Origin of the sequence: Bacillus cereus group sp. BfR-BA-01408 (genome assembly GCF_022663305.1) — a bacterium.
GTDB lineage: Bacteria > Bacillota > Bacilli > Bacillales > Bacillaceae_G > Bacillus_A > Bacillus_A pacificus.
The window spans coordinates 1-19,702 of record NZ_JAKUFF010000074.1; the positions used below are offsets into that span (position 1 = coordinate 1).

The following is a 19,702-nucleotide window of genomic DNA, read 5'->3' on the forward strand; positions in this document are numbered from 1 at the left end:
TTCGCATTTGAAATAAAAGAGGATGGAGAAATTATTAAACATATTGTGAAAAATAAGAAAGAAGAAAAGGCATCGCTTCCTTCTAAGCCAAATAAGCCAACACCAAATGGAGAAGTGAAACCTTCCGCTGATGTGAAGCCGATGCAACAACCTAGTACTCATAATGAAGTGCGATTACCAGCTACAGGCGGCGTCGGCAATGAATTTACGGTTTTATCCGTTTTAGGACTTGTTTTTATTATTGCTGGTGCTTATGTGTTAAGGATGAAAAATAGAAAAGAAATGTAGAAAAAAACGCCTTGTAATAGAGGCGTTTTTTTAATATCTCAACTTCATCAACAAACTCTTAATTTCCTCATCTTCCATAAAGAGATCATGGTGTTTCTGGGTAATCTTTGCAAGTGCAACGTCGTGATAGAAAAATTCTGTAAAGAACTTTACGAAAGGTTGTGACATTGTTTTCATTGCTTGCCATGACTCTTGCTCTACACCAGCAAATAAAATTTCGCGGTCGTCAACGATGAGCAGTAAATAGCGCTCTAATGCGTTAGGCTCTTCAGCTGGAATTAGAAAATGCATGTTTTCTAATTCTGTTTCGACTTTTCCCACTATAAGGGACTCGGTTTTGACGCCTTGTTTTGCTTTTTCCTCTAATAACGGAAGATATTCTAAAAGAGTATCGTTCCAAGCTGAAATGCGAATCGATTCTTTTGCACTTTCGATGAGCTCTTTACTTTGAACGCGAATAGAAGATTGCATTTTTAAGCTCCATACACGGTCATCTGTAAATGATTTTTTTGATATAGTTGTCTCCAATTCTTTAATATTAGATTGGAATTCTGTCGTTAATTTTTCAATTGCTAGCTTGAGTGGTAATGCTGTGTACAGCTTTTTCTTTTCTGAAACAGAATCCATTACCATTCCTTTATCGATCAGGCGTGCAAGCACTTCATATATTTTAGCTTTTGGCACACCAGAATGCTTCACAATCGTTGTAGCATCTAATGGTTCGTTGCTTGATACGACAACTTCGTAAGCTTGGCTTTCATATTGTGAGAAACCGAATTTTTGTAACATAGTTCCCTCCGAACGAATGAGATGATATAGCTTAAGGATAATGAACTATTTGTTTTTACACAAGTGGTAGTAGGTTTTCTGATGAGATTGAGGTGAGAATTAATTTCAATTTTTTAATTTTATCCATTATACTTAATATAATGATTAATAAGTTTTTAATTCAATGCGAAGGGGATGCTTGGGGGAAGATGTTAAGAAGTTTACGTTTAAAAATTGCGGTAGTATTTTCGGTACTTATTTCTATGATGTTCGTAATATTAGGTACAGCTATGTATCAATTACAGAAAGAGAAGGAAGTGCGCTCCTTAGACCAGTATTCTCAAAATACGATGGATCTTGTGACAGAGCAGTTAACTGCATTTATGCAGCGAATTGAAGAAGATATGGGTCATTATGGAAGCCATGATGATATTCAAAACATGTTACAAGATGGAGTGACTCCAGAAGAAGAAAGCTTTATTTTAAAAGAGTTTTCAAGATTTAAAAAGAACCATCCTGATATTTTAGACGTATACATTGGAACGAAAGATAAAAAAACGTTGAGTGCAAATCTTGCTGACGGAGGAAAAGTACCAGAAGGGTATGATCCAACGAGTCGTCAGTGGTATAAAGCATCAGAATCTGATACAAAATCGATTATTTGGGGGCAACCACAATATGAAATCGCGACAGGTAAGTTAAGTATTGGAGTGTCAAAAGCTATTGTCGGACAAGATGGCTCTGTTTTAGGGGTAGTAGCAATGGATGTATCATTAGGAACAATCCAAAAGCTACTCCATAATATTCAATATAATAATGGCGGAGAAATGTTTATCGTAAATGATAAAAATATTGCTATTGTATATCCAGGGCAAGTAGGAAAAGATGTTTCAAAAGAATCACTTGTAAAAAGTTTAAATAAAGATGAAACAAAATTTGCAGTGACGACATTAGGAGGGAACGATGTAGTAGCCTATAGTCAACTGTTTGATAAGATGAAATGGAAAATTGGGATTGTTTATCCGAAGGACACGATTGATGGGCTATTAAATAGTACGAGAAATACAGTCATTATAATGGCATGTATTAGCTTATTCGTTGGAATTGCAGCTTCATACTTGTTCTCAAGAAGGTTAGCAAGACCGCTGCAACTATTAACGAATCACGTTCAAAAAGTAGCAGAAGGTGATTTAACGTTGCAAATGAAAGTGACAAGTAAGGATGAAGTTGGAGAACTGACGAACCATTTTAATCATATGGTTGAGCAAATGAATGAAATGGTAAGCAAAATTAAAAATAGTGTATCAACCGTGCAACAATCAACGAATAATCTACATTATTTAACGAATGAAACTGTAGCAGCTAGTAGAGAAGTGTCAGGTGCAATGGATGACGTGAGCGGAGGAGCCTCTACGCTTGCTAATAGTGTAGATGAAGTTTCAGAGCAGCTCGAGAATATGGCGCAGTCAGTGGAACAAATGAATAACTCTGTTGGTGAAATAAAAGGTGTGGCTGGCAAAGCTGAAGAGGCATCTAAGCAAGGATTAAATACGATGCGTAATTTAGTTCGTACGAGGGGCCAATCCTCTTCGATTGTTGTTCATACAGAGGAAGCATCCGGAAAGTTAGAGCAAAGGGTTGGATCGATTCAAAATGTTGTAGAGCTTATAAAAGGTATTTCAGATCAAACGAATTTACTTGCTTTAAATGCTTCAATCGAGGCGGCACGTGCGGGTGAACAAGGTAAAGGCTTTGCTGTTGTTGCGGAAGAAGTTCGAAAATTAGCGGAACAATCAAAAGAAGCAACAGTAGAAATTGCGACGATGATTGGTGATGTACAAGTAGAGGTAAGACGAGTTGTAGAAGTTGTAAGTAAATTGAAAGACATTGCGGATATACAAAATAATGTTACGACAGAAGCAGAGGCGGAATTCCGTACCATTATGTCAGTTGTAAATACAATTAGTACTTCAGTGGAACAAATTGTAGAAGAGGTACATAACATCGGTCACGAGCAAGGAGAAATTACAGCGGTCATGCATACAATCGCTGGTACGAGTCAAGAAAGCGCAGCTGTTTCGGAAGAAGTAAATGCTGCAACTGAATCACAAGTGAACCATCTAGAAAAGGTAGCTCATACGATGGAAAGCTTGACGGAGCATATGAGAGACTTAGAAAGATTAGTTGAGCAGTTTAAAATAGAGGAATAACAAATTAGTAAAATGATGCGTATTTCGGTAAAATAGACAATGGATATATAAGAAGCAAGTATAGGAGGAAGACTACTATGGCAATTGTTGACGTATCGATTATTCCAGTAGGAACAAGTAATCCAAGTGTGAGTGAATATGTAGCAGAAGTACAAAAGGTGCTAGAGAAAAACTCAGATCGTGTGAAATATCAATTAACACCAATGAATACAATTATTGAAGGAGATCTTCCTGTCATTCTAGAAGTAATTCAACAAATGCATGAAGTTCCATATACGAAAGGTGCACAGCGCGTTGCAACAACAATTCGTATCGATGATCGTCGTGATAAAGTAAGCACAATGGAGAAGAAATTAAACTCTGTTCGATCAAAATTATAAAGAAAAGCAGCGATCTTCGCTGCTTTTTTCATATAGGAGGTAGATAAGATGAGTGAAAAGTTTAACGAACAATTTGACGGGTTGTTAGAGAAATACACGGAACTATTACTTGGAGAGAGCAATGAAGAGAGAAAAGAACAGGTACAGAAGTGGGCACTGTATTCTTACATAGCAAAGACGATGCCAGCTTTAGTGAAGCACTGGAATGAAACTTATCCCGATGCGAAAGAAGAGATGGTGCAGTTAATTACACATATTAAAAGGCTGAATGAAGAGAAGAGAAATGAGCAATAAAAAAACTCGAGGTAAATATAATCTCAAGTTTTCTGTATTAATATCCTCATATAATTTACATGGAATATAAAGGGTTTTATAGGCATGTCGAATATTTTCGGCATGCCTATTTTGTGCCTATTAAACTCTATTTTTCTAAATGTCGAAAAATATTTCAGGCATATTTATAAGCGAGAATATAGGTTTTTAAATGTTTTTATAGTATTTTATAAATTATCTAAATAATTATTTGTATCCAATAATTTTAAACAATGATATAATTTCGAAGAGGGGTAAAAAACAGATAAATTAAGTCATAGGGGTGAATTACATGGAACAATTAATGCGAAATTCGTTTCTTTTCTTATCTAAAAATAAAGCGCTAACAAAACTGGCTAAAAAGTACGGTTTACGCTTTGGTGCAGGTCGCTTTGTCGCAGGGGAGACAATTGAATTAGCGACAGCAGCTATTAAACAATTAAACAAGCAAGGACTTTGCGTAACAATCGATTATTTAGGGGAATTCGTTGATAATGAAGCGGAAGCAAATGAAATGGCTAACCAATCGATTGAAGCAATCCGTGCAATTGGAAGAGAAGGTCTTGATTCGCAACTTTCTTTAAAGATGACTTCTATGGGGCTAGATATCTCTGATGAAATCGTAATGAACAATATGCGCCGCATTTTAGAAGCTGCAAAAGAAAATGGTGTGTTCGTTACAATTGATATGGAAGATTATACACGCTGTGGAAAGACAATTGATATCTTTAAACAGTTAAAGTCTGAGTACGATAATATTGGTACTGTTATTCAAGCTTACCTATATCGTACAGAAAAAGATATTGAGGACTTAAATGCTTATAATCCTAATTTACGTCTTGTAAAAGGGGCTTATAAAGAACCTGAAGAAGTGGCGTTCCCGGACAAGAAAGATGTAGATGACAATTATAAAAAGATTATTAAAATGCACTTATTAAATGGAAATTATACTGCAATTGCTTCACATGACGAAGCGATTATTGAATATACAAAAAAACTTGCCGAAGAACACAACATTCCAAGGGATCAATTTGAATTCCAGATGTTATACGGTATTCGTAATGAGCGTCAACTTGAGCTAGTAAAAGAAGGTTACAAAATGCGTGTTTACGTACCTTATGGAAACGACTGGTATGGTTACTTCATGCGTCGTCTAGCAGAGCGTCCAGCAAACGTTGCGTTCGTATTAAAAGGTATGGTTAAAAAATAACCAAGGAGAAAATACTCCTTGGTTATTTTAATTGCTGAAATGCGTAATGTGCCATTTTCTTCGTATCAGGATACAGTTGCTTGCGAGTGGAAGATAATACAACATTAATGACACGTTTACCGTCTTTCTCATCCACTGTTACGACTGTATATTTTCCGAGTGCTGATAGACCGCTTTTACTTCCAATTGCATATGGATCGTCATATAGTTCTTCTCGTCCATAGTTTGCAATCTTTGGAGAGCGTTCTGAAGTATGTAGAGTTGTACGCGTTGAATTCATATATTCTAAAACAACTGGGTATTTTAATGCTTCTTTCGTAATTATAGCAATGTCATATGGTGATACTTTGTTTCCTAGTGCATCAGCACCACTTGCGTTTTTGAAAGTCGCATGCTTTGTACCAAGTTCCTTCGCTCTAGCATTCATCATTTTTACAAATTCATTTTTTGATCCTGCAATATGTTCTGCAATGGATTCAGCTATTGGGTCTGCACTAATGATAAGCATCAGTTTTAATGCCTCATCACGTTTTAACTTTTCCCCAGCACGAAGTTTAATTTTCTTACTTTGGCTTTCTGTTTTAATTGCGTTTTCTGTAACTGTAATTTCTTCATCTTCTTTTACATTCTCTAGTAAAAGAAGGGTTGTCATCATTTTGGCTATACTAGCCGGATAAGAGCGTTCGTCCTCTCTTTTTCCATACAAAATTTCACCTGTGTCTGCATCAATTGTAATGCCGTATTGCCCAGTGATATTAGGTTGATCAGCTCTTACAGCTTGTTGTCTTTGTGCGTAAGAGAAGAAAATCATCCCTGTAAATAGTGTGGCAATCATTACAATCATAACTATTGTTCGTTTCATTATAATTCCCTCATTTGTTACAAATAAATTGGGCAGAAAAAGCAGCCATTACCCATTATGCCACGTTCTCTGCCCAAAAATATAGCGTTATTTTTCGCCCATATTATGCTTCTTATATTGTTGGTTATTGCCTTGACGTCCTTTTTCTACGCCTCGATCAGTTGGGCCAGCGTTTCCTGTCACACTTGCTGCGCTAATTCCAGCCTTTGAAGGGTTCTTCTTAAGTTTTGCCATATATATTCCTCCAGTTTCGTCAGATTATAAAAAGGGAAAGTGTATTTTAGTGAAGAAAATACATATATAGCATGGGCAAATAAAAGAAAAATATTTATTTCAGAAAATTTTATCAATAAATATATTGCGAAAATTTAAACAGTATCATATATTTATTAGTAGAGGCTCACTCATTGATTGCGACTTATGTCGAAAAATTGAATGAGCATTCATTCAAGAATAGGGGGAGAATTGGATGTTCCAAATTAAAAAGGCTGCTGTTCTAGGGTCAGGCGTAATGGGTTCAGGAATTGCGGCACACTTAGCTAATATTGGTATTCCGACATTATTGCTTGATATTGTACCACCTGCGCTTACGAAAGAAGAAGAAGCGAAGGGACTTACATTAGAACATAAAAGTGTGAGAAATCGTTTTAGTAATACGGCACTACAAAAACTATTAAAGCAAAAACCAGCTCCTCTGACAGTGAAAGGAAATTTAGCACTGATTGAAGCAGGTAACTTAGAAGATGACCTTGAGCGTCTAGCTGATGTAGATTGGATTATTGAAGTAGTAGTTGAAAACTTAGATATTAAAAGGAAACTATTTGAAAAAGTAGATGCTGTTCGTAAACCGGGTTCTATCGTAAGCTCGAATACGTCAGGCATTTCAGTTGAAAAAATGGCAGAAGGTCGTTCAGACGACTTCCAGAAACACTTCTTAGGCACACACTTTTTTAACCCACCACGATATTTAAAACTTCTAGAGGTAATACCGACGAAAGAAACTGATCCACAAGTATTAAGCTTCATGAAACTATTTGGCGAAGACGTTCTTGGAAAAGGCGTTGTTATCGCAAAAGACACACCAAACTTTATTGGAAACCGCATCGGTACGTACGGTTTATTAGTAACTCTTCAAGAGATGGTAAAACGCGGCTATAGCATTGGGGAAGTTGATTCAGTAACAGGCCCACTTATTGGTCGTCCGAAGAGCGCAACGTTCCGTACATTAGATGTTGTCGGTTTAGATACATTCGTACACGTTGCAAATAACGTATATGAAAACGTACAAGAAGAAGAGCGCGATGTATTTAAAGTACCAGCTTTCATGCATGACATGCTTGATAAAAAATGGCTTGGAAGCAAAACAGGTCAAGGCTTCTTCTTAAAACAAGGAAAAGAAATTTTAGAATTAAATCCAGAAACGATGGAGTACGAAGCTCGTAAAAAATTAAAAGCTGCATCGATCGAGTTAAGTAAACAAGAAAAAGGTTTATCGAATAAATTGAAAGCGCTTGTATATGCGAAAGACCGCGCAGGAGAGTTGTTATGGAATATCATCACACCGACTCTTTTATACTCTGCAAAACTGCATAAAGAAATTGCTGACGATATCGTTGCAATTGACCAAGCGATGAAGTGGGGCTTCGGCTGGGAGCAAGGACCGTTTGAAGTTTGGGATGCAATTGGCGTTGAAAAGTCCGTTCAAAAGATGGAAGAAAACGGCGTAGTTGTTCCTGCTTGGGTGAAAGAAATGTTAGAGAAAGGTTTCACTACTTTCTACAAACATGATAACGGAGATAGCTACTATTACGATAATGGCGAATATAAGCTAATTGAACGTAATAAAAAAGCAATTTCTCTTAAGCAATTAAAAGCGAAAAATGGCGTATTAAAGAAAAATAGCGGAGCGAGCTTAATTGATTTAGGAGACGGCATCCTTTGTTTAGAATTCCATTCGAAGAGCAATGCGATCGGTATGGATATTACGCAAATGATTAACTACGCTGTTGATGAAGTAGAAAAGAATTATAAAGGTCTTGTTATCGGTAACCAATCGAAGAACTTCTGCGTTGGTGCGAACTTAGCAATGATCTTAATGGAAGCACAAGACGACAACTACTTTGAAATTGAGTGGGTTGTGAAAAACTTCCAAGCTGCAATGATGAAAATTAAATACTCTTCTAAGCCAGTTGTAGCAGCACCATATGGTATGACGCTTGGCGGAGGTACAGAAGTTTGCTTACCAGCAGCGAGCATTCAAGCTTCTAGTGAAACGTATATGGGCTTAGTAGAAGTTGGTGTTGGCTTAATCCCTGGCGGAGGCGGTAATAAAGAGCTATACATTAAGCACTTAAATAAAATGGCAAACGGCGTAGAGTTTGATCTGCAAAAAGTTGCAAATAAAGTGTTCGAAACAGTCGCAATGGCGAAAGTTTCCACTTCAGGACAAGAAGCAGTTTCTCATAACTTCTTAGGTGATAAAGACGGTATTAGTGTGAATGGTGATCACTTACTATACGATGCGAAACAGAAAGCACTTGCTTTATATGAAGCTGGTTATAAAGCGCCGATTCGTAAAAAGATACCGGTTGTTGGTGAAACAGGATATGCAACACTTGCACTTGGTGCAGAAGCAATGCATTTATCTGGTTACATTTCAGAGTACGATCTTCACATTGCGAAGAAACTTGCATATGTCATTGCGGGCGGAAAAGTACCGTATGGAACAGAAGTTGATGAGCAGTATTTATTAGATGTAGAACGCGAAGCATTTATTAGCTTAGTAAGTGAGATGAAATCACAAGCAAGAATGCAGCACATGCTTGTAAAAGGAAAGCCATTACGTAACTAATAACGAGGGGAGATATCGTTCATGAGAGAAGCTGTCATTGTTGCGGGAGCAAGAACACCAATTGGAAAAGCAAAGAGGGGTTCATTAAAAACAGTTCGTCCTGACGATCTAGGGGCGTTAGTAGTAAAGGAAACGTTAAAGCGTGCGAATTATGAAGGACCAATCGATGATTTAATTTTCGGTTGTGCGATGCCAGAAGCAGAGCAAGGTTTAAATATGGCTCGTAATATCGGCGGATTAGCAGGACTTTCTTACGATGTTCCAGCTATTACAATTAACCGTTACTGTTCTTCAGGTTTACAAAGTATCGCTTACGGAGCAGAGCGCATTATGCTTGGTCACTCAGAAGCTGTATTATCAGGCGGAGCGGAATCAATGAGTTTAGTTCCAATGATGGGACACGTTGTTCGTCCAAATAGCCGCCTTGTAGAAGCAGCTCCAGAATATTATATGGGTATGGGACATACAGCAGAGCAAGTTGCTGTGAAATATGGAATTTCTCGTGAAGAGCAAGATGCATTTGCAGTAAGAAGTCATCAACGTGCTGCGAAAGCATTAGCTGCAGGAAACTTTGCTGATGAAACAGTACCTGTAGATGTAACGTTACGTACTGTTGGATCAAATAACAAACTGCAAGAAGAAACAATCACTTTCACGCAAGACGAAGGTGTAAGAGCAGAAACGACGATAGACATTTTAGGTAAATTACGTCCAGCATTTAACGTTCGCGGTTCTGTAACAGCTGGTAACTCTTCACAAATGAGTGATGGTGCAGCATCTGTATTATTAATGGACCGTGAAAAAGCAGTAAGCGATGGTATGAAGCCACTTGCGAAATTCCGTTCATTTGCAGTAGCGGGTGTACCACCAGAAGTAATGGGAATTGGCCCAATCGCAGCAATTCCGAAAGCATTAAAACTAGCTGGCTTAGAGCTATCTGATATTGGCTTATTCGAACTAAATGAAGCATTCGCTTCTCAATCGATTCAAGTTATTCGTGAACTTGGTTTAGATGAAGAAAAAGTAAACGTAAACGGCGGTGCAATCGCACTTGGACATCCACTTGGCTGTACAGGAGCAAAACTAACACTATCTCTTATTCACGAAATGAAACGCCGCAACGAACAATTCGGTATCGTAACAATGTGTATCGGCGGCGGAATGGGAGCAGCGGGAGTGTTTGAATTACTATAAAAAAAGTGCAGGTGGCTTGCTCAGAACAGGAGGGCGTTGGAAGCCCTGACGAAGAGGCGCTTTTTGCCTCACAGGAAGGGGGGAAACGACCGACTGTTCTAGCCACTGGAACTGGATTATAAAAAAGTGCAGGTGGCCCGTTCAGAACGAGACGTCACCAATGCAAAGAATGGAAGCAACAAAGGTTTATAAAAACAAAAGGGAGAGCCAGCTTCTTTCAAAATGAGAGAAGCGGCTTATGAAAATATGAAGGAGGAAATTTTCATGGAAAAAACAGTAGGAAATGCGGTTAAAGGCGGTAGCTTTTTAGTAGATGAGATTACGATTGATCAAGTGTTTACGCCAGAAGATTTTTCATCTGAGCATAAAATGATTGCAAAAACGACAGAGGACTTTATCGTAAATGAAGTTCTTCCAGAGCTTGAATATTTAGAGCAACATGAGTTTGATCGTTCTGTTCGTCTTTTAAAAGAAGCTGGGGAACTTGGTTTATTAGGCGCTGACGTACCAGAAGAGTACGGCGGAATTGGTCTTGATAAAGTAAGCTCAGCGTTAATCGCAGAGAAATTCTCTCGCGCTGGTGGCTTTGCAATTACTCACGGTGCTCACGTAGGTATCGGATCGTTACCAATCGTATTATTCGGTAACGAAGAGCAAAAGAAAAAGTATTTACCATTACTTGCAACTGGTGAAAAATTAGCGGCATACGCATTAACAGAGCCAGGTTCAGGATCTGACGCATTAGGTGCAAAAACAACGGCACGTTTAAATGCAGAAGGTACACATTACGTATTAAATGGTGAAAAACAGTGGATTACAAACTCTGCATTCGCTGACGTATTTATCGTATATGCAAAAATTGATGGAGAGCACTTCTCAGCATTTATCGTAGAGAAAGACTATGCTGGTGTATCTACAAGCCCAGAAGAAAAGAAAATGGGTATTAAATGTTCTTCAACTCGTACGCTAATTTTGGAAGATGCGTTAGTACCGAAAGAAAACTTACTTGGCGAAATCGGTAAAGGTCATATTATCGCATTCAACATTTTAAATATCGGTCGTTATAAATTAGGTGTTGGTACAGTTGGATCTGCGAAACGTGCAGTAGAAATTTCAGCACAATATGCAAACCAACGTCAACAGTTCAAACAACCAATCGCTCGCTTCCCATTAATTCAAGAGAAACTTGCGAATATGGCAGCAAAAACATATGCAGCTGAAAGCTCTGTATATCGTACAGTAGGCTTATTCGAAAGCCGCATGAGCACATTATCTGAAGAAGAAGTAAAAGACGGTAAAGCAGTAGCAGCTTCTATCGCTGAATATGCAATCGAGTGTTCTTTAAACAAAGTATTCGGTTCTGAAGTACTAGACTATACAGTAGATGAAGGTGTTCAAATTCACGGTGGTTACGGATTTATGGCAGAGTACGAGATTGAAAGAATGTACCGCGATTCTCGTATTAACCGTATTTTCGAAGGAACGAATGAAATTAACCGCCTAATCGTACCAGGTACGTTCTTACGTAAAGCGATGAAAGGTGAATTACCACTTCTTCAAAAAGCACAAAAATTACAAGAAGAGTTAATGATGATGATGCCAGAAGAAGTAGGCGATGAGCCATTAGCACTTCAAAAATATTTAGTAAATAACGCGAAGAAAATCGGCTTAATGGTAGCTGGATTAGCTGCTCAAAAATACGGTAAAGCATTAGATAAAGAACAAGAAATTCTTGTGAATATCGCTGACATCGTAAGCAACCTATACGCAATGGAGTCAGCTGTTCTTCGTACAGAAAAAGCAATTAAAACAACTGGTCTTGAAAAGAATAAACAAAAAGTGTTATACACTGAAGTATTCTGCCAAGAAGCATTCAACGAAATCGAAGCAGATGCGAAAGAAACACTTATCGCAGTTGAAAACGGCGACATGCTGCGCATGATGTTATCATCATTACGTAAATTAACTCGTCACACACCACTTAACGTAATTCCGAAGAAACGTGAAATTGCTGCGAAAATTTTAGAAGATGAGCGTTACACGGTTTAATATTTTTAAAGAAAAGTAGTCGTATAAACGACTACTTTTCTTTTTTTTTCTGAAAAAATAAAGTTTTTAGTGACATAAAACTAATACCATTAGTATAATAAAACTAATGGTATTAGTTTTTGTAAAAAGGGAGATGGGAATATGAGAATGATGCATGAAAAAACGGTATATCAATTGTCATTTTTGCCAAGAGTGTTTCCTGTGAATTGTTACTTTATAGAGGAAGAAGATGGTTTAACTTTAATTGATGCTGCTTTGCCATATAGCGCAAAAGGAATTTTACAGGCGGCTGAGAAAATAGGAAAACCAATTACGAATATTGTATTAACACACGCGCATGATGATCACATCGGTGCATTAGACGCATTAAAGGAAGTGCTTCCTCATGTTCCAGTCTATATTTCTAAAAGGGACGCAAAGCTGTTAGAAGGAGATACGACGTTACAAAAGGATGAACCGAATATACCGATAAAAGGCGGTGTACCTAAAAAAGTAAAAACGGTACCTGATGTTTTATTGGAAGATGGCGACCGAGTTGGATCGCTTCTTGCGATTATGACACCGGGACATACGCCAGGCTCCATGTCGTTTCTTGATGTACGAAATAAAGCTCTTATTGTTGGGGATGCATTCCAAACGAGAGGAGGTACGGCTGTTTCGGGACAAATGAAATTTTGGTTTCCGTTTCCAGCGATGGCAACGTGGAGTAAAGAAATATCATTACAAAGTGCAGAGAAGCTAAGAGAATATGAGCCGTCCTTGCTTGCGGCAGGGCATGGGAAAATGATAAACGATCCAGGGGCTGTCATAGAGCTTGCTATTAAGGAAGCTAAGCGAAATATAGAAAGTAGAAAAGAGGGTTAATTTATGTCACCGAGAATCGGACTTACATTACAGAAAATTGTAGAAACAGCAGCAGAAATTGCAGATACAAATGGAATACAAGAAGTAACGTTAGCTTCATTAGCGCAAACATTAGGGGTACGTTCACCTTCGCTATACAATCATGTGAAAGGTTTACAAGATGTACGGAAACATCTTGGTATTTACGGAATCAAGCAGCTGTATAACAAACTGGAAGAAGCGGCCGAGGGTAAACGGATGGATGAAGCAATTCATGCTTTAGGAGAAGCGTATGTAGCATTCGTACGCAAACATCCTGGACTATATGAAGCAACCTTTTTACGAGATGAAGAAGTAAGAAAAGCAGGTGACGGAATTGTAAAGCTTTGTCTTCAAGTTTTACAACAGTACGGCTTAGAAGGAGAGAATGCACTTCATGCGACACGTGGATTCAGAAGTATTTGTCATGGATTTGCGTCGATTGAACAGCAGGGCGGATTTGGTTTGCCGTTAGATTTGGATATAAGTTTACATGTATTGTTGGAAACGTTTATTAAAGGATTACGTGGAATGAGAGAGTGAATAAGAGGAGAGACAACATGAAGTTGTTGCTGAGGATGCTTTTTATATAGCAGGCTTTGATTTGCTGGAGGGACAATGACAAAAGGATGTGAAGTGAAATGTTTGCAGGACATTTTGGCTTAGCGGCAGCAGTAAAAGCCAAGTCACATAAACTACCACTTTGGGCTCTTATGGTAAGCTCACAATTGTTGGATATCATTTTTTTGCCGCTGTATATTTTAGGAGTAGAGACAATTGAACCTATTAATAGGAATAGTTATGGTGAAGCAATCATTCATGCGGATTACACACATTCTTTAATAGGAGCACTGTTTATTGCTTTTGTTGCAGGAATAGTGGGGAAAAGGTTTTGGGGCAAGCGGAGTGGTTTTGTTATAGGGGCTGTAGTTTTTAGTCATTGGATTTTAGATTTACTTGTGCACCGTGCTGATTTGCCGTTACTTCCGGGCAATTACGGAGACTTACCTATGCTCGGTTTTGGATTGTGGCGATTTCCGGCTATTAGTATCATATTGGAATGTATTCTTATTGCAGTAGGTGGTATATTATACTTCCGATATATTGTTTCAAGTGCGGGCGCACAAAAGAAATTTATAGCACAAGTAACTGGTGGATTGGTATTTGGATTATTAATTCTTTCGTTACTTATCAGTATAGTGTCTTGAATATGAATAGCCGGGAACCTTAGAAATGATTCTAAGGTTTTTTTAGTGCATATGATCCCAAAAGAATGGTAGGTTTTTCCTTATTAAATAATATTATTTAGCAGGTTTAAAAAATGTGTATATGGCTAAGGAAAGGCAAACGAAAATAAATGCAATAGGATCTTGATATGGACTAGGCTCAGAGCCCTTCTGGATTTCTGTAAGGAAGTCGTGGGTTTTCATGTTCATTGCTCCTTTAACTATTAAGTTTTATATGATGCGAGGTTTATGGTGAATAGGAAGTGTTTTTTGAAATTTCATATAATAATTATTGCATAGCAATTCTATTCCTAAAACTATAAAATATAAAGTTTTTATAATATGTAAAATTGCATATTATTCTTTTTGTAAAATTTGTTATATTATCTTTATATTTAAATTAAAGGATTTTAATGATATAAATGAGAATAACTGGAGGGATACTGTGAGTAAAACAGTGTTAGAAGCGTATAGTGCAGAAAGAAAAATAGAGAATATAACATATAAAAATCTATTTGTAATGATAGCAATGATTATAGGGATTTCACTCCTAGGAGGATTATTCCTTGGTTTAGCCTTTGGGATTTATGGAGAAGAAGCATTAAGTACTAAATTAGAAGGATATTATTTGCTCTTATTCGATGCATCTGTTGTTGCTATCGTTTTATTAGCTTATAAACCGGTTCTTCATTTTATTAAATCTATTTGGGATTTATCCGTTTTGAAGAGTGGGAAGACATATTTATATCTATTAATTGGTTTTATTATCATTGCAGTATCACAATATTTAATGTTACATGTATTTAGTTTTGAAAGTGCAGCAGAACAAAAGGAACAATTAGGGAGTTTAGGGCTTCAAAATAGCATACAAAGTATTATATATGTGTTAAGTGTTGCTATCATTACACCGGTTAAAGAAGAAATTTTATTTCGAGGTATTTTATATCGATTTTTAGAAAAGAGATATAATTTTTTAGTTAGTATCATGATTTCTTCCTTCGTTTTTGGAATTCTTCATGGAGGTCTTCTAATTACGGCAACGATTATGGGAATGGTATTTGCAATGTTATACAAAAAGACACAATCTATTATACCTGGTATTATTTTACATATTGTATGGAACTTACTTGTGAGTATAAGTATGATTGTATCTCTATAAAAATAAATACATAACCAGTATAAAAGATGAATGGCTTAGCTATTCATCTTTTATTTTGTATGCACGTGAAAAAGTTAATTTATGTATACAATCAAAAAATAGCTAAATACTAACAGTGAACGAATAAAGAAAGGTAGGAGTATTCTATGCAAAATTTAACAGAGCTTGAAGTAGAAAACTTACGTCATTTAATTGGTGGACATGCAACAATTATTAACAAGTTGGAGCAGTATGCACAGACGTGTACGGATCCACAACTGAAACAAATGCTACAAAAAGATGCGCAAGATGCACGAAATACGAAACAACAATTAATGACTTTCTTAGGATAGGAGGAAGCGAAAGATGAATGAAAAAGATATGGTAAATGATTATTTAGCAGGATTAAATGCAAGTTTAACAAGTTATGCAAATTATATCGCTCAGTCTGATAATGAACAGTTACACCAAACGTTAATTCAAATTCGTAATCAGGATGAGATGCGTCAACGTAATATGTATGAGTATGCAAAGCAAAAGAGTTATTACAAGCCAGCAGCACCTGCGAATCCGATGATTGTACAACAATTAAAAAGCCAATTAAGTGCGGAATAACAGAAAAAAGAAAACGAGCGAATCTATTCGCTCGTTTTCTTTTTGTATATGTCAATAAATACATAATAAATATTTTTCCAGTTGTAACAAATATGACGAAAATGTAATATAACAATTCACAAAAAGGACAAAACTTTGCTCAATATTTCACAAAGTATCCATGGTTTATATCGTGGGAATCTCTATAATTAGGAGTGTAAAGAACAAAAGAAATAGATTATATGATCAATTAGGAGAGATTGCTATGAAACGAAATACAAGAAAAATTGCAATTATCGGTACTGGATTAGTTGGATCAAGTTGTGCATATTCCATTGTGAATCAAGGCATTTGCGAAGAGCTATTATTAATTGATATAAATCATGAACGTGCAGTTGGGGAAGCGATGGATTTATCACACTGCATTAACTTTACAAATACAAGAACAAAAGTATATGCAGGAAGCTATGAAGACTGCAAAGATATGGATATTGTTATTATTACAGCAGGACCAGCACCAAAGCCAGGGCAAAGTCGCTTAGATACTTTAGGAGCGAGTGCGAAGATTATGGAAAGTGTTGTTGGTGGCGTAATGGAAAGTGGATTTGACGGTATTTTCTTACTTGCATCGAACCCAGTTGATATTATTACATATCAAGTGTGGAAATTATCTGGATTACCTAGAAATCGTGTGATCGGTACTGGTACATCACTAGATTCTTCTCGCTTACGAACAATTTTATCTGAAATGTTACATGTAGATCCTCGTAGTATTCACGGGTATTCATTAGGGGAACATGGTGATTCTCAAATGGTTGCTTGGTCACACGTAACTGTTGGTGGAAAACCAATTCTGCAAATTTTAGAAGAGAAAAAAGATCAATTTGGTGAAATAGATTTAGATGAAATTGTTGAGAAGACTGCAAAAGCTGGATGGGAAATTTATAAACGTAAAGGAACAACTTATTACGGAATCGGAAATTCTCTAGCATATATTGCGAGCTCAATCTTTAACGATGATTACCGTGTCATTGCTGTATCAGCTATTTTAGATGGTGAGTATGGTGAATATGATCTTTGCACAGGAGTACCAGCTATTATTACTAGAGACGGTATAAAAGAAATTGTAGAACTAAACTTAACAGAAGATGAAGAATCTCGATTCGCAAAATCAAACGACATTTTACGTGATTATATGAAAACAATTGGTTACTAACTTATAGGAGAAGGTGAAACAAATGAAGGAATATATAATGTCTCGTGTATTTAAAGCTTCTGCTGGAATTGCACAAGGTATTTTCGTATCCCTCGGAATTGGTTTACTGATCGAAAATATAGGAAGAATTGTTGATATTCCGTTGCTTATTACAATCGGAGTTGTTGCAAAATCACTTATGGCACCAGCCATTGGTGCCGGAATTGCTTTTATGCTCGGTGCAAATGGCCTTGTAATCTTCTCGGCTATGGTAGCTGGAGCGATTGGTGCCGGATCCATTTCAATTACTGAAGCAGGTCTAATTATTAAAACAGGTGAGCCAATCGGAGCATTATTAACAGCGACTTTAGCTGTATATATTGGTAAACGTTTAAGTGGAAAAACTGCGTTAGATATGATGCTCGTTCCATTTGCGGCCATATTAGGTTCTGGTTTAGTCGGTATTTGGTTATCTCATAATATTACTCCTGTTTTAAATACAGTTGGAGCATTCATTAAAGATAGCTCAGCTGGTAGCCCGTTCATCGCTTCTATCGTTATTGCGGTAGTTTGGGGACTATTACTTATCTCCCCAGCTTCATCAGCTGCGTTAGCGATCGCACTTAGCTTAGACGGTGTTGCAGGTGGTGCTGCTCTTGCAGGCTGCGTTGCTCAGTTTATCGGATTCTCTGTTATCTCAGCGAAAGAAAATAATTTAGGCGGCATATTAGCTCAAGCACTTTGTACTCCGAAAGTACAGTTGCCAAATATCACTAAAAATCCAATGATTCTCGTCCCAACTGTTGTCGCCAGTGCGATAGTTGGTCCAGTATCAGCATTAATTTTCCAACTGGAAGCAGGAAAAGAAATTGCAGGTCTTGGATTAAGTTCCCTTATCGCACCAATTAATTTAATTTCCAGCGAAGGATGGGAAGTTGTCCCAGCGATGGTAATCACTTATATCGTCATTCCAGTAGCTGTTTCTTATATACTTTACATTGCTCTTAAAAAAGCAGGTCGTATTCACTCTGGTGATATGACTGTACCGCAATCTTAACTTGAAAATCTCCCTTTATATAGAGAAAAGCAGACTGAGAAGCCACAGTCTGCTTTTTACATTTTTTGATTTTGTTTTACTGGAACACGTACTGTTTCTTTTGCTAATAACAGCTGAACGCCGAAGTATAGTATGCTTGCAAGCGTCATTCCAGAGATGGCGTCTACAAATGCATGTTGCTTCGTAAATAGCGTTGATAAAATAATAAGCGTACCGAAGAAGGTAAGAATGTAATATTCAAAAGCATGTTGTTCTCTACGTTTAAAGGCAGCTAGCATAATGACAAATGTAGTAAGAACATGAATGCTCGGGAAACAATTTACCGGTTGATCGATACTATAAATATAGCGGACTAGTTCAGAAAACACGTCTGATCCAACGACGGTTGGACGTGGTACAGTTGTCTGCCAAAAATAATAAATGGAAAAACAAGCAAGTTTTCCGAGAATGATACTACTTAAAGTGACATAATATTGTTTTCGATCTGCAAAGCAGTAATAAATAAGTGCGCCGTATAAGTAAGGAAACCAAAGTAAATAAGGAATAATAAATGCTTTCACAAATGGAATCCAATCATCTACTACAGTTGTGACATCTACTGCGTGTACAGTCGATTTATTTAATACATCGTAAAGGGGACTTACGAGTACGAGTAGAAGTATATAACTTAACGGAAGAAAAGATGAAAGTTTAAATTTCTTCATGATAATCTCCTATGTTTAGTAATGTAAGTAAATTCAATTGATTATAATATAGAAACGTAATTTGGGCTATCGATTTTGCTTACATTTTCTTGAATGAACCTTACGTTTTTGTCACTTGACTGAAAAGAAGGGGAGGGTGCTAAATGAAGCGTTTATCGTATTTCTTAGTTTTTATATTGATATGCCTAGCGAGTGCTGGGTGTGCAAAGGATAAAGAAGGAGAGAAATTAGAATATAACGGAAGAGCACTCGTAATTGGAGTTGTTGGAGAAAAACCGAAAGATACGTTTAGGAATGTAAAGTTTGAGGAAATGAAGTTAGAGGAACTGGAAAAGAAATCTAAGGAAGTAGATGGTTTTCTCATAATGAAAGATCACTTTCAAGAAGCCTCAACAGAGCAATATAAAAATGTATTTTCATCACTAAAGAAACCAGTATTTTTTATCGGTTTACAAGATAAATCATATTCGATTTTTATTACAAAAGGGATAGAGTATAACAGTGCCCGAAAAGATGTAAATGCGATGTATACGCAAGGGTTTGCAAATATCGGAAGTGGTGAAGGACAACAATGGGCAGTGGGTTTATCGAATGGCGGAAATACTGAAGAAAGCATTCATAATATGTATATCGTCGTATTTCAAACAATTGCAGATTATTTAAGTCGATAATGAAGGAGCCTGTAAACTAGGCTTCTTATTTTTTAAATAAACGTTTGTTTAAGAAGTATGTTCGGTAGGAAGAAACTGATGGAGCTCAGGGGGTGAACAAAGAAAAAAGGG

Annotated in this window: 21 protein-coding genes; 17 read left to right on the top strand and 4 right to left on the bottom strand. The window is 37.0% G+C overall.

Features of this window, described 5'->3' with window-relative positions; genetic code table 11:
* The coding region (locus tag MR083_RS22045; protein WP_049110953.1) for an LPXTG cell wall anchor domain-containing protein at nt 1-288 on the top strand (288 nt) is incomplete at its 5' end.
* Nucleotides 289-318: 30 nt separating this feature from the next.
* Here the strand turns inward: MR083_RS22045 and MR083_RS22050 are convergent.
* Entirely contained in the window at nt 319-1,077 is a 759-nt protein-coding gene (locus MR083_RS22050) for a TrmB family transcriptional regulator (protein WP_242269849.1), read from the bottom strand.
* 188 nt (nt 1,078-1,265) lie between these two features.
* Here MR083_RS22050 and MR083_RS22055 point away from each other — a divergent pair, with 188 nt between their 5' ends.
* From MR083_RS22055 to MR083_RS22070, 4 genes are all read left to right on the top strand, one after another.
* Nucleotides 1,266-3,266 carry a methyl-accepting chemotaxis protein gene (locus tag MR083_RS22055; RefSeq protein ID WP_000946341.1) on the top strand — a complete coding sequence of 667 codons (2,001 nt, stop codon included), beginning with the start codon at nt 1,266-1,268 and terminating at the stop codon, nt 3,264-3,266.
* A 77-nt stretch (nt 3,267-3,343) separates the two neighbouring features.
* Nucleotides 3,344-3,646, top strand: coding sequence for an MTH1187 family thiamine-binding protein (locus tag MR083_RS22060; RefSeq protein ID WP_001018869.1), 303 nt, complete (start codon nt 3,344-3,346; stop codon nt 3,644-3,646).
* Between the two features lie 48 nt (nt 3,647-3,694).
* Nucleotides 3,695-3,940 carry a YusU family protein gene (locus MR083_RS22065; protein WP_001290596.1) on the top strand — a complete coding sequence of 82 codons (246 nt, stop codon included), beginning with the start codon at nt 3,695-3,697 and terminating at the stop codon, nt 3,938-3,940.
* 310 nt (nt 3,941-4,250) lie between these two features.
* The gene (locus MR083_RS22070) at nt 4,251-5,168 is read left to right on the top strand and encodes a proline dehydrogenase family protein (protein WP_000436772.1); all 918 of its coding nucleotides are present in this window, start codon (nt 4,251-4,253) and stop codon (nt 5,166-5,168) included.
* A gap of 22 nt (nt 5,169-5,190) precedes the next feature.
* Here MR083_RS22070 and MR083_RS22075 read toward each other — a convergent pair whose 3' ends face one another.
* Complete coding sequence (locus tag MR083_RS22075) at nt 5,191-6,030, bottom strand: D-alanyl-D-alanine carboxypeptidase family protein (protein ID WP_000831458.1); 840 nt, start codon at nt 6,028-6,030, stop codon at nt 5,191-5,193.
* 87 nt (nt 6,031-6,117) lie between these two features.
* Entirely contained in the window at nt 6,118-6,264 is a 147-nt protein-coding gene (locus tag MR083_RS22080; protein WP_001096347.1) for a YuzL family protein, read from the bottom strand.
* 235 nt (nt 6,265-6,499) lie between these two features.
* Here MR083_RS22080 and MR083_RS22085 point away from each other — a divergent pair, with 235 nt between their 5' ends.
* The 11 genes from MR083_RS22085 to MR083_RS22135 all read left to right on the top strand — a co-directional run bounded on the left by MR083_RS22085 (nt 6,500) and on the right by MR083_RS22135 (nt 18,216).
* The gene (locus MR083_RS22085) at nt 6,500-8,881 is read left to right on the top strand and encodes a 3-hydroxyacyl-CoA dehydrogenase/enoyl-CoA hydratase family protein (RefSeq protein ID WP_242269850.1); all 2,382 of its coding nucleotides are present in this window, start codon (nt 6,500-6,502) and stop codon (nt 8,879-8,881) included.
* A 21-nt stretch (nt 8,882-8,902) separates the two neighbouring features.
* Nucleotides 8,903-10,075 (top strand): acetyl-CoA C-acetyltransferase, encoded by a 1,173-nt coding sequence (locus MR083_RS22090; protein WP_001206327.1) that lies wholly within the window; start codon nt 8,903-8,905, stop codon nt 10,073-10,075.
* A gap of 264 nt (nt 10,076-10,339) precedes the next feature.
* Nucleotides 10,340-12,124, top strand: a complete 1,785-nt coding sequence (locus tag MR083_RS22095; protein WP_000416278.1) for an acyl-CoA dehydrogenase family protein — start codon at nt 10,340-10,342, stop codon at nt 12,122-12,124.
* Between the two features lie 141 nt (nt 12,125-12,265).
* On the top strand, nt 12,266-12,988 hold the full coding sequence (locus MR083_RS22100) for an MBL fold metallo-hydrolase (RefSeq protein WP_242269851.1): 723 nt from the start codon (nt 12,266-12,268) through the stop codon (nt 12,986-12,988).
* A gap of 3 nt (nt 12,989-12,991) precedes the next feature.
* Nucleotides 12,992-13,549, top strand: a complete 558-nt coding sequence (locus tag MR083_RS22105; protein WP_000074945.1) for a TetR/AcrR family transcriptional regulator — start codon at nt 12,992-12,994, stop codon at nt 13,547-13,549.
* Nucleotides 13,550-13,647: 98 nt separating this feature from the next.
* Nucleotides 13,648-14,214 (top strand): metal-dependent hydrolase, encoded by a 567-nt coding sequence (locus tag MR083_RS22110; protein ID WP_000457310.1) that lies wholly within the window; start codon nt 13,648-13,650, stop codon nt 14,212-14,214.
* Nucleotides 14,215-14,677: 463 nt separating this feature from the next.
* On the top strand, nt 14,678-15,391 hold the full coding sequence (locus MR083_RS22115; RefSeq protein ID WP_000048022.1) for a CPBP family intramembrane glutamic endopeptidase: 714 nt from the start codon (nt 14,678-14,680) through the stop codon (nt 15,389-15,391).
* A 146-nt stretch (nt 15,392-15,537) separates the two neighbouring features.
* Complete coding sequence (locus tag MR083_RS22120; protein ID WP_001180555.1) at nt 15,538-15,723, top strand: hypothetical protein; 186 nt, start codon at nt 15,538-15,540, stop codon at nt 15,721-15,723.
* Between the two features lie 13 nt (nt 15,724-15,736).
* Nucleotides 15,737-15,985: a spore coat protein gene (locus tag MR083_RS22125; RefSeq protein ID WP_001002987.1), complete on the top strand. Its 249-nt coding sequence runs from the start codon at nt 15,737-15,739 to the stop codon at nt 15,983-15,985.
* Nucleotides 15,986-16,229: 244 nt separating this feature from the next.
* Complete coding sequence (locus tag MR083_RS22130; protein ID WP_011040814.1) at nt 16,230-17,180, top strand: L-lactate dehydrogenase; 951 nt, start codon at nt 16,230-16,232, stop codon at nt 17,178-17,180.
* 22 nt (nt 17,181-17,202) lie between these two features.
* Complete coding sequence (locus MR083_RS22135; RefSeq protein WP_000666177.1) at nt 17,203-18,216, top strand: PTS sugar transporter subunit IIC; 1,014 nt, start codon at nt 17,203-17,205, stop codon at nt 18,214-18,216.
* A gap of 56 nt (nt 18,217-18,272) precedes the next feature.
* Here MR083_RS22135 and MR083_RS22140 read toward each other — a convergent pair whose 3' ends face one another.
* The gene (locus tag MR083_RS22140; RefSeq protein ID WP_000713765.1) at nt 18,273-18,920 is read right to left on the bottom strand and encodes a phosphatase PAP2 family protein; all 648 of its coding nucleotides are present in this window, start codon (nt 18,918-18,920) and stop codon (nt 18,273-18,275) included.
* 143 nt (nt 18,921-19,063) lie between these two features.
* Between MR083_RS22140 and MR083_RS22145 the strand changes: the two genes are divergently transcribed.
* Nucleotides 19,064-19,591, top strand: coding sequence for a hypothetical protein (locus tag MR083_RS22145; protein WP_000826900.1), 528 nt, complete (start codon nt 19,064-19,066; stop codon nt 19,589-19,591).
* Nucleotides 19,592-19,702 lie beyond the last annotated feature (111 nt).

Coding starts and splice junctions, on each gene's coding strand:
- MR083_RS22095 (WP_000416278.1), top strand. CDS start 10,340: ATGGAAAAAACAGTAGGAAATGCGGTTAAAGGCGGTAGCTTTTTAGTA.
- MR083_RS22080 (WP_001096347.1), bottom strand. CDS start 6,264: ATGGCAAAACTTAAGAAGAACCCTTCAAAGGCTGGAATTAGCGCAGCA.
- MR083_RS22075 (WP_000831458.1), bottom strand. CDS start 6,030: ATGAAACGAACAATAGTTATGATTGTAATGATTGCCACACTATTTACA.
- MR083_RS22100 (WP_242269851.1), top strand. CDS start 12,266: ATGAGAATGATGCATGAAAAAACGGTATATCAATTGTCATTTTTGCCA.
- MR083_RS22110 (WP_000457310.1), top strand. CDS start 13,648: ATGTTTGCAGGACATTTTGGCTTAGCGGCAGCAGTAAAAGCCAAGTCA.
- MR083_RS22060 (WP_001018869.1), top strand. CDS start 3,344: ATGGCAATTGTTGACGTATCGATTATTCCAGTAGGAACAAGTAATCCA.
- MR083_RS22125 (WP_001002987.1), top strand. CDS start 15,737: ATGAATGAAAAAGATATGGTAAATGATTATTTAGCAGGATTAAATGCA.
- MR083_RS22105 (WP_000074945.1), top strand. CDS start 12,992: ATGTCACCGAGAATCGGACTTACATTACAGAAAATTGTAGAAACAGCA.
- MR083_RS22050 (WP_242269849.1), bottom strand. CDS start 1,077: ATGTTACAAAAATTCGGTTTCTCACAATATGAAAGCCAAGCTTACGAA.
- MR083_RS22070 (WP_000436772.1), top strand. CDS start 4,251: ATGGAACAATTAATGCGAAATTCGTTTCTTTTCTTATCTAAAAATAAA.
- MR083_RS22145 (WP_000826900.1), top strand. CDS start 19,064: ATGAAGCGTTTATCGTATTTCTTAGTTTTTATATTGATATGCCTAGCG.
- MR083_RS22135 (WP_000666177.1), top strand. CDS start 17,203: ATGAAGGAATATATAATGTCTCGTGTATTTAAAGCTTCTGCTGGAATT.
- MR083_RS22130 (WP_011040814.1), top strand. CDS start 16,230: ATGAAACGAAATACAAGAAAAATTGCAATTATCGGTACTGGATTAGTT.
- MR083_RS22055 (WP_000946341.1), top strand. CDS start 1,266: ATGTTAAGAAGTTTACGTTTAAAAATTGCGGTAGTATTTTCGGTACTT.
- MR083_RS22085 (WP_242269850.1), top strand. CDS start 6,500: ATGTTCCAAATTAAAAAGGCTGCTGTTCTAGGGTCAGGCGTAATGGGT.
- MR083_RS22065 (WP_001290596.1), top strand. CDS start 3,695: ATGAGTGAAAAGTTTAACGAACAATTTGACGGGTTGTTAGAGAAATAC.
- MR083_RS22140 (WP_000713765.1), bottom strand. CDS start 18,920: ATGAAGAAATTTAAACTTTCATCTTTTCTTCCGTTAAGTTATATACTT.
- MR083_RS22090 (WP_001206327.1), top strand. CDS start 8,903: ATGAGAGAAGCTGTCATTGTTGCGGGAGCAAGAACACCAATTGGAAAA.
- MR083_RS22120 (WP_001180555.1), top strand. CDS start 15,538: ATGCAAAATTTAACAGAGCTTGAAGTAGAAAACTTACGTCATTTAATT.